Annotated in this window: 9 protein-coding genes and 1 pseudogene; 4 read left to right on the top strand and 6 right to left on the bottom strand. The window is 58.8% G+C overall.

The annotated features are described in order from the left end of the window. Positions 1–670: 670 nt before the first annotated feature. The 4 genes from AO277_RS20155 to gpmI form a co-directional block, all read right to left on the bottom strand. Complete coding sequence (locus tag AO277_RS20155) at positions 671–1,453, bottom strand: divergent polysaccharide deacetylase family protein (RefSeq protein ID WP_002551462.1); 783 nt, start codon at positions 1,451–1,453, stop codon at positions 671–673. Positions 1,454–1,456: 3 nt separating this feature from the next. Next, entirely contained in the window at positions 1,457–2,794 is a 1,338-nt protein-coding gene (locus tag AO277_RS20150; protein ID WP_002551463.1) for a S41 family peptidase, read from the bottom strand. A 33-nt stretch (positions 2,795–2,827) separates the two neighbouring features. After that, on the bottom strand, positions 2,828–4,150 hold the full coding sequence (locus tag AO277_RS20145; RefSeq protein WP_044318684.1) for a murein hydrolase activator EnvC family protein: 1,323 nt from the start codon (positions 4,148–4,150) through the stop codon (positions 2,828–2,830). 153 nt (positions 4,151–4,303) lie between these two features. Next, entirely contained in the window at positions 4,304–5,836 is a 1,533-nt protein-coding gene (gene gpmI / locus AO277_RS20140) for a 2,3-bisphosphoglycerate-independent phosphoglycerate mutase (RefSeq protein ID WP_005733621.1), read from the bottom strand. A 156-nt stretch (positions 5,837–5,992) separates the two neighbouring features. On the opposite strand from gpmI, the gene AO277_RS20135 reads away from it, so the two are divergent. The 3 genes from AO277_RS20135 to secB are packed head-to-tail and all read left to right on the top strand — an operon-like array spanning position 5,993 to position 7,189. After that, complete coding sequence (locus AO277_RS20135) at positions 5,993–6,406, top strand: rhodanese-like domain-containing protein (protein WP_002551466.1); 414 nt, start codon at positions 5,993–5,995, stop codon at positions 6,404–6,406. A gap of 2 nt (positions 6,407–6,408) precedes the next feature. Further along, complete coding sequence (grxC, locus tag AO277_RS20130; protein WP_002551467.1) at positions 6,409–6,660, top strand: glutaredoxin 3; 252 nt, start codon at positions 6,409–6,411, stop codon at positions 6,658–6,660. Between the two features lie 40 nt (positions 6,661–6,700). Beyond that, on the top strand, positions 6,701–7,189 hold the full coding sequence (secB, locus tag AO277_RS20125; protein ID WP_002551468.1) for a protein-export chaperone SecB: 489 nt from the start codon (positions 6,701–6,703) through the stop codon (positions 7,187–7,189). Between the two features lie 248 nt (positions 7,190–7,437). Here the strand turns inward: secB and trmL are convergent, their stop codons facing one another. Then, positions 7,438–7,893: a tRNA (uridine(34)/cytosine(34)/5-carboxymethylaminomethyluridine(34)-2'-O)-methyltransferase TrmL gene (trmL, locus tag AO277_RS20120; protein WP_002551469.1), complete on the bottom strand. Its 456-nt coding sequence runs from the start codon at positions 7,891–7,893 to the stop codon at positions 7,438–7,440. Between trmL and AO277_RS20115 the strand changes: the two genes are divergently transcribed. Next, positions 7,892–8,332, top strand: a complete 441-nt coding sequence (locus AO277_RS20115) for a hypothetical protein (RefSeq protein ID WP_004655063.1) — start codon at positions 7,892–7,894, stop codon at positions 8,330–8,332. The genes trmL and AO277_RS20115 overlap by 2 nt on opposite strands. Positions 8,333–8,679: 347 nt before the next feature. On the opposite strand, the pseudogene tauC reads toward AO277_RS20115, so the two are convergent. Further along, positions 8,680–9,444, bottom strand: a pseudogene (tauC, locus tag AO277_RS20110) (taurine ABC transporter permease TauC); the annotation flags it as partial. Positions 9,445–9,513 lie beyond the last annotated feature (69 nt).

The following is a 9,513-nucleotide window of genomic DNA, read 5'->3' as shown; positions in this document are numbered from 1 at the left end:
CCGAGCTGGTAAAACAAGGGCCTGCCTGACGGCAGGCCCTAACCAGCCCGAACACAAAAAAACTGATACTCCCCGCAGCAGGCGTTTTATAGGCCGCATACTGTTGTCCTCGTGAAAGGACTGCCTCTCTTGGCGCCTCCCAGCCAAACTCCAAGTCGGTCTCACGCGAATGATCCCTTGAGGCTGGTCCAGCTTCGGGCCTTTCGATAAAGCCGAGACGGGTTCCTAGGCCCGCGTCAAAAGGTCCTGCAACAGGCGTCACCGACTGTTGAGCCGGCTCGCATCTTACCAGTCTTTTGAGGGCCTTTTAGTAACCGCTTTTTTACCACTGGCAAAAAAATAGCCTGACCCTGGGAAATTTTCCATGAAGCAGTTTCTCGGGGCCCGTTTCGGTATATTTGAGGCCCTCAACCGGCTCTTCCAAGGGCCTAAATAGGCCATAATTTATGGTGCCATTCGCACAAAGTGTGTACTATCCGCCTCACACGCGAATGATCCCTTGGGATTGCGGAAATGGTTCCTAAGCCATTTCCATCAGAAAAGCCGCTTCCTAGAGCGGCTTTTCTGTGCCCTTTTTTTGGGAAACCTTTTCCCTATCAACTGCAATCAGGTGAGCTGATAGTGAGAGTAGAGGGCAAGTTTGAGCTCTGGCTGAGAGCGACGCGTACGATTAGCGATACACCCCATTCTTGCCATGCGCCGCACTCGCCTGATTGCCGCGTTCGCTGATCATGCTGCGCAGGTCAATCCATTCGACGCCCTGGTCCTTGAGTTTGGGCAACTCGCGTTCCAGTACGTCCAGCGTGACAGGGTAGGGGTGACCGATGACCACTGCCGAGCCATGCTTGCGGGCGATTTTGATGGCGGTCTGCAATTGGCGGGTGATGGCTTCAGCCGTGCGCTCGTCGTCCAGAAACACGTCGCGCGAGACGCTTGCGAGGCCGATGCGCTGAGCCTCTGCGGCTGCCACGGTTTTCGCGCTGGTGCGGCTGTCCACGAAAAACAGATGACGTCGTTGCAGTTCGGCCATCAGCCAGGTCATCGCGACCGGTTCGGCGGTCATCCGGCTGCCCATGTGGTTATTGATGCCGGCTGCATAAGGCACTTTCAGCAGCGCCGCATTGAGTCGGCTTTCCAGTTCAGGCAAGGGTAGTTCGGGATGCCAGGCGTAAGGCCCGGTCGCCGGGTCCATCGGCATGTGCAGCATGACCGTCTTACCTGCGCGGTGAGCCTCGCGGGCAAATTCGGTGGCGTGCGGAGTGTCAGGCATGATCGCCAGCGTTACCGGGCCGGGGAGCGCCAGCGTACGGCTGTCCCGCGCCGGGTTCTGACCCAGGTCGTCGATGATCAGGCTGAGATAGGCCTTCGGCGGCTTGCCGGTGTTCTCGGCTGGCGCTGCATGGGCAGCACCAGTGATCGAGAGTGTCAGCAGTAACAGAGCGAGAGCGCGCATCCGTCAATTGCCGCGAGTGATACTCAGCCCTTTCAGCAGGCTGAGCGCCTGGCTGAGCTGGAAGTCATCATCCTGCGGACGCGCCTTGGCTGCTGCGCCACCCTTGACGGTTGGCTTGTCGGCACCGCCGTTGCCGTTGCCCAGGTGACCCATCAGGTCGGCTTCCTTGTAGTTCTCGCCGTCTGCTTCGCTGGTGACCTTGGCCCGACGTACCACGATGTCCGGGTTGATACCCTGCGCCTGGATCGAGCGACCGTTCGGCGTGTAATACAACGCTGTGGTGATCTTCAGAGCGCGATCGTTGTTCAGCGGCAGAACGGTTTGTACCGAGCCTTTGCCGAAGGTATCGGTGCCCATCAGAATCCCGCGTTTCTGGTCTTGCAGGGCACCGGCGACGATTTCCGACGCAGAGGCGCTGCCGCCGTTGATCAGCACCACCAGCGGCACGCCTTCGCTGGCGTCTGCCGGGTCTGCCGAGAAACGCAATTCGGAGTTGGCGATGCGGCCTTTGGTGTAGACGATCAGGCCTTTGGTGAGGAAGTGGTCCGCCACCTGCACCGCCGATTGCAGCACGCCGCCGGGGTTGTTGCGCAGGTCGAGAATCAGGCCGCTCATCTTCTTGCCGTTGTCCTTGCGGAATTTGGCCAGCGCCTTGCCGACTTCGTCCCCGGTCTTGACCTGGAACTGGGTGATGCGGATATAGCCGTAGCCGTTCTCCAGCATCTGCGCCTTGACGCTCTTGACCTGGATGGTCGCCCGCGCCAGCGTCACATCAAACGGCGTACCGCCATCGCGCACCAGTGTCAGGGTGATCTTCTCGCCGATCTTGCCGCGCATCTTGTCGACCGCTTCCTGCATGTTCTGGCCCTGGGTCGGCGTACCGTTGATCTTCACGATCAGGTCGCCTGCCTCAATGCCAGCCTTGGACGCAGGTGTGTCGTCGATGGGCGAAACCACCTTGACGAAACCGTCCTCGACGCCCACTTCGATGCCCAGTCCACCGAACTCGCCGCTGGTGCTTTCCTGCAGCTCCTGGAAATCTTCCGGGCCCAGGTAGGCGGAGTGTGGATCAAGGTTGCTGAGCATGCCCTTGATGGCGTTTTCCAGCAGAGTCTTGTCGTCCACCGGCTCGACATAGGCCGCCTTGACCCGATCCATGACCTCGGCAAAGGTGCGCAGCTCGTCAAGCGGCAGCGGCGGCTTGGCGTTGGCATTGGGCTTGGCGGGCGAGACTGCTGCAGGCGTGGCTGGCGCGGTCTTTTCGGCAGCTTGCGCCAAAGGCGCGCCAATAACGATGGCGATTGCCAGGGCCAGCGAGGTGAGGCGGGACAAATGCAGCATGTCTAACGAACTCCTACAGATATTGACGCCGGCTTATCCTTGAGTGCGGCACCATTGGGCTGGATCGCTGGGGCGACCCTGCTGACGAATAGCAAAGTACAACGCTGCCGTGTCCTGACCGCCACTATTGCCGACCGTGGAAATCGCTTCACCGGCTTTTACAATGTCACCTGCCGACTTGAGCAGGCTCTGGTTATGCCCATACAGGGTGAGATAACCGTTGCCATGGTCGAGAATGACCAGAAGCCCGGCACCACGCAACCAGTCGGCGAACACCACTCGTCCGCCATGCACTGCATGTACCTGGCTTCCGGCTGCGGCGCTGATCATGACGCCGTCCCATTTGGTTCGCTCGTCATCACCGCGGGCTTCACCGAAACGCGCAAGCAGTCGACCATCAATAGGCCATGGAAGTTTTCCCCGGGCCTCTGCAAAAGGTCCGCCGTAGGAAACTCCGGCACTGGAAACGACTGCGCCGGGGGCTTTGACCGGGCGACGCGGTGTGGGTTCATCAGCGCTTTTACTGCTGCTGGTGCTGTTGTTACGGGCGACGGCCTCAGCTTCGCGCTGACGTTTCTCTTCGGCCTCGCGAGCGGCGACCAGCGCCTTCTGGCGAGCCTCTTCAGCTTCACGTGCCTGTCGGGCCAAGGTTTCTTCGATGGTCTTTAGAACCTTGGCCAGGTCGGCCTGATCCTGCTGACGGGCCTGCAGTTTCTGATCGCGGGCCTTGTAGTCCTGATTCAGCTTGGCCAGTGCCTGCTGACGCTCCTGGCGCACCTTGGCCAGTTCTTCGCTCTGGCTGTCCAGGTTGCTCTTCTGCACCAGCAACTGTGCCTGTTGCAGATCAATGTCTTTTTCGACATTGGCCAGCTGGCGCAGGGTTTCATTGAAGTTGCGTAGCTGCTCCAGGCGCGCCTGGCTCAGGTAATCGTAATACGTGAGGGTTCGGGCGAACTTCTCGGGGTGTTGCTGGTTGAGCAGCAGCTTGAGGTATTCCTGGCGGCCACTCTGATAGGCGGCGCGAGCCTGGATAGCGATCAGGCGTTGCTGTTCAACGCGAGCGCTGTTCAGTTTCTTTTTTTCACTGTCGAGCTTTTGCAGCTCGGTTTCCGTCTTTTTTAGTTCCTTTTGCAGGACCTCGACCTGCTTTTCCAACTTGCCCATTTCGGTTTCGGTGGTGCGCAGGTCCTTCTGGACGCCTGCACGTTCTTCCTGAAGCTTGCCCAGGACTTTTTGCAGCTCCGTCACATCCTGACGCGCAGCATCTATCTGTTTTTGGGTTTGCACACGCTCGTCTTCGGCAAACGCCGGATTGAGCAGGCAGATCAGAGCAATGGCAATCAAGGCGCGAAGCATGTGGGTGGGCGATACCGAGGAATTGTGAGAAAAAATGTCAGGCTTAGTATGCCCGCCATGCGCTGCAAAAAAAACGCCCCGCAGCCACTGCTTTAGGGCTTGAAACATAAAAAACCGGCTTTGCCTGATGGCTATAGGCCGGTTTTCAGCGTTTTACTTCGCCACAAGGATCGAATGGCCCGTCATCTCTTGCGGTTTCTCCATGCCCAACAGATGCAGCATGGTCGGTGCCACGTCAGCCAGAACACCACCTTCGCGGACTTTCAGCGGGCGTTTGCCGACGTACACGAAAGGCACCGGCTCGGAGGTATGTGCGGTATGCGCCTGGCCTGTGGAATCATCGGTCATCTGCTCGACGTTGCCGTGGTCAGCGGTAATCAGTGCTTCACCGCCGACTTTTTCCAATGCCGCGGTAATGCGACCGACGCAGACGTCCAGGCATTCCACGGCCTTGATTGCCGCTTCCATGATGCCGCTGTGGCCGACCATGTCGCCGTTGGCGTAGTTGACGATAATCACGTCATAACGCTGATGTTCGATGGCATCGACAATTTTGTCGGTCACTTCCGGCGCGCTCATTTCCGGCTGCAGGTCGTAGGTGGCGACTTTCGGCGATGGAATCAGAATGCGCTCCTCGCCCGGAAACGGTTCTTCACGACCGCCAGAGAAGAAGAACGTGACGTGCGCGTATTTTTCGGTTTCGGCGATGCGCAGTTGAGTCTTGCCGTTGTTTGCCAGGTATTCACCCAGCACGTTTTTCAGGCTGCCAGCCGCAAATGCCGAGGGCGCAGGGATACTCGCCGCGTATTGGGTCAGCATCACGTAATTGACCTTGGGCTGACGGGCGCGCTCGAAATCCTTGAAATCGTCTTCGACGAACACACGGGTCAGCTCACGGGCGCGGTCGGCGCGGAAGTTCATGAACACCACAGCATCGCCGTCCTCGACACGAGCGGGTTCACCGATGCGTGTGGCTTTGACGAATTCGTCGTTCTCGTCACGCGCGTAGGCAGCTTCAAGCCCGGCAACACCGCTGTCTGCGTGAAATTCGGCGGTGCTGTCGACGATCAGGTTGTAGGCGGTGGAGACCCGGTCCCAGCGGTTGTCACGGTCCATGGCGAAGTAGCGGCCGATGATCGTGGCGGTGCGGCCCTTGCCCAGGCGAGCGAAGGTTGCGTCCATCAGCTCAAGGGATTTCTTCGCGCTGCGCGGTGGCGTGTCGCGACCGTCAAGGAAGGCGTGCAGATAGATTTTTTCTGCACCGCGCTTGACCGCCAGTTCGGCCATGGCGACCAGATGGTCCTGGTGGCTGTGCACGCCGCCATCGGACAGCAGGCCCATGATGTGCACGGCCTTGCCCGCACCGACAGCTTTATCCACAGCGGCACAGATGGTCGGGTTCTCGAAGAACTCGCCGTCGCGAATCGCTTTGGTCACTCGAGTGAAGTCCTGATACACCACGCGACCGGCACCCAGGTTCATGTGTCCGACTTCGGAGTTGCCCATCTGACCGTCCGGCAGACCGACGTCCATGCCCGACCCTGAAATCAGGCCGTTGGGCATGGTTTCGTAAAGACGATCCATGACCGGCATCTTCGCGGCCAGGATGGCATTGCCTTCATGGCTTTCGCTGTGTCCGAAGCCATCCAGGATGATAAGAACCAGAGGTTTTGGCGTGGCAGTCATAGAACCCACTCGATGCTGGTTGAATAAAGAGAGTAACAAAGTACAAGGGAGCGGCATTTTAGGGACAAGTTCAAACGGCGTCACTGCCGTACGGACTTTGGCCCACCTTGGCTGCTGTGTATACTGGCCGACATTTTAACGCCCTGGAACCTACTGATGGTTGCTCACCTGCTTGAATTCGCCACTAACCACTATTTGATCACCGGTGCCTTCGTCATTCTGCTGGGACTGCTGATCGCTTACGAACTGAGCAAGGGCGGTGCCAGCCTGAGCACTCGCGAGCTGACCGCGCTGGTCAACAGCGACCAGGGCGTGGTCATCGACGTGCGCTCGAAAAAGGATTTCACTGCCGGCCACATCGTGGGATCCCTGAATTTCCCGCAGGACAAGGTGCTGACGCGTACCGCTGAACTGCAGAAATACAAGGACAAGACGTTGATCATAGTCGATGCAATGGGGCAGCATGCTGGCACCACCGCCCGCGAGTTGCTCAAATCCGGCTTCAAGGCGGCCAAGCTGTCCGGCGGTATTTCCAGCTGGCGCGGCGACAACCTTCCCCTGGTGAAGTGAACATGGCTCAAGTCATCGTCTATTCCAGCGATTATTGCCCGTATTGCATACGTGCCAAACAGCTGTTGCAGAGCAAGAGCGTGGCCTTCGAGGAAATCCGTGTCGACGGCAAGCCGCAACTGCGTGCCGAAATGACCAAGAAGGCCGGTCGCACTTCCGTACCGCAGATCTGGATCGGCTCGACCCACGTGGGCGGCTGCGATGACCTGTTTGCTCTGGAGCGTGCCGGCAAGCTTGATGCGCTGCTGGCCTGATTCCCCTTAAACTTTCAGCCCTATCTGACAAGGATCCGAGATGACCGACCAACCGAACAACGGCGCTGTTGCCAACGAAGAAAACGGCCCACAATTTTCCCTGCAGCGTATCTACGTTCGCGACCTGTCGTTCGAAGCGCCAAAAAGCCCGGCAATCTTCCGCCAGGAGTGGACACCGACCGTCAGCCTGGACCTCAACACCCGTCAGAAGCAGCTGGAAGGCGATTTCTATGAAGTCGTGCTGACCCTGTCCGTGACCGTCAACAATGGCGACGAAGTTGCTTTCATCGTTGAAGTGCAACAGGCCGGTATCTTCCTGATCAAGGGTCTGGACGACGGCGCGATGAGCCACACTCTGGGCGCGTTCTGCCCGAACATCCTGTTCCCGTATGCACGCGAAGCCATCGACAACCTGGTCGTACGCGGCTCGTTCCCTGCGCTGATGCTGGCCCCGGTGAACTTCGACGCCCTGTACGCCCAAGAGCTGCAACGCATGCAGGAAGCTGGCGAAACGCCGACTGTGCAATAAGCGTTACCGCTAAAAGCAAAAAGCGCCTTTCGGGGCGCTTTTTTGTGTCTGTTCAAGAACGGCGGCCGGTCCATGGATGCTTTTTATCGCGATGGCACTGACGACGTAAATTGCGACGTTAGTGACAGGGCGAAGGGACTCGACGAGGGGCGAAAAGGTGACCTGAGTCGAGCCTGAATCTCACTGAATCGCAGAACCGCTGTGTGATGCGGAGCATCAGTCTGGTTAAGCAAATGCCACACTTAGGCCTAAGCAAATCCGTGCTGACGCCATGCCTCATAGACGGCCACGGCCACTGTGTTGGACAGATTCAGGCTGCGGCAGCCCTCACGCATGGGCAGTCGCAGACGGTGTTCGCTGCTCAGCGAGTCGAGGATGTCGGCGGGCAGGCCGCGGCTCTCCGGGCCGAACAGAAAGGCATCGCCTGGCTCAAAGCTCGCATCATGAAAAGGCCGAGAGCCTTTGGTGGTGAAGGCGAACAACCTAGGGTTGCCGATCTTCTCCAGACAGCTTGCCAGGTCAGCATGCGTCTGCAGCGTGGCATACTCGTGATAGTCGAGCCCGGCGCGGCGCAAGCGCTTGTCGTCCAGCTCGAAACCCAAGGGTTCGATCAAATGCAGGGTGCAGCCGCTGTTGGCGCATAGCCTGATGACATTGCCGGTATTCGGCGGAATTTCTGGTTGAAAAAGGATGACGTGAAACATGCACGGCTCCGAACGAAAGGACGGGATGCATTCTACCCCTGAAGAGGACCCGAGACCGAAGCTATGGCCGCGAGTTCTGGGTTCGATGGCGATTGTCGGCTTTACCGTGGGCACCATTATCGGTCGTCTGCAGCAACCTGACCCCGTTGAACTGGAGCAGATCGAGGAGCTGCCTGCCGGGCTGGCGCTCTGGTTCAATGAGGAGCCGAAGTACCAAGGGTCGACGGTGGATGGCGCTGTGGTGCTCAACGTCGATGCTTCAGGGCGGCCGTGGACGGGCCAACTGAGGTTCGACAATAGGGTTGCACGCTGGAAGGTGGAGCGAGGTGAGAAGGGGTTGGTGCTGACGCTCCTGGCAGCCCGTCCACTTCATGGCGACTGGCGCACTGAGAAGGTGGACGGGCGCTGGAGACTGGAGGTCAGTCTCCGGGAGGAATAAAAGAGGGGAATCCCCGGCCTGCCTGTACCAAGGTCCCCAAAACTGGTGATGTAATACCTATTGCAGAGTGCGTGCCAGTTTTGAGAATTAATCCGAAAGAACAGGCTGACTTAGCCATATCCGGTTAAGCACTTCTTGAGTCCGAAGCCGTTTAATATCATCAACGTATTGAATTTATTAAGTATTTTTCATATTCGAAAACCTTGGATTGGTTGATGAGTCAGCCGCTGTGAATGCTCGGCGCTGGCATCTGGTCGCCCTGAGTATCGCGCCAGGCCCCGCAATGCGGTATCAGCGCATGCACTCAATTTGCGCACCGCAACGGCGCACACACCCATACTGATGCATTAATGCTGCTGACCATGCCAGGGCACCAGCCTGCGTTGCAGTGCGCGCAGGCCCAGCTCCATGGCAAAAGCGATCACGGCGATCACCAGAATCCCCAGCACCACAACGTCGGTCACCAGAAACTGCGCCGCCGACTGAACCATGAATCCCAGCCCGCTGGTGGCAGCAATAAGCTCTGCGGCCACCAGCGTCGACCAGCCCACGCCCAGGCCGATGCGAATACCGGTAAGAATGTCCGGGAGTGCGCTGGGCAGGACCACGTGCCGAATCAACTGCCAGCGCGTCGCGCCCAGCGACTGTGCCGCCCGCACTTTGGTCGGGTCCACGGTGCGAACGCCGGTAGCCGTGACAATGGCAATCGGCGCGAAGATCGCCAGATAAATCAGCAGTACCTTGGAGAATTCGCCGATACCGAACCAGATAACGATCAGCGGCAGGTAGGCCAGCGGTGGTATCGGTCGGTAAAACTCGATCAGCGGGTCGAATATGCCCTGAGCGATGCGGTTATGGCCGATGGCGATTCCTATCGGGATGGCCGTCAAAATTGCCGCGCCCAGCGCCAGACCGATGCGTTGCAGGCTGGCGTCCAGATGCTGCCAGAGTGTGGCGTCCATGTAGCCCTTGGTTGCCAGCAGCCAGCCTTTGCTCAGCACATCCGCTGGCGGCGGCAGGAACAGCGGCTCGATCCAGCCCCCGGCAGTTACCGCCCACCAAAGAGTCAGCAGTGCCGCGAGGGTCAGGATGCTGATCGCTCGGGTGCTCAGATAAACCTTCGGCGTGGGGGCAGCCGGTTGTTTGGCGAACGGTTTGCTGATGCCGGTCAGTTCGCGGCT

Origin of the sequence: Pseudomonas amygdali (genome assembly GCF_002699855.1) — a bacterium.
GTDB lineage: Bacteria > Pseudomonadota > Gammaproteobacteria > Pseudomonadales > Pseudomonadaceae > Aquipseudomonas > Aquipseudomonas amygdali.
Note: the sequence above shows the minus strand (reverse complement) of the source record. Positions and strands in the feature narration are given on the sequence as shown.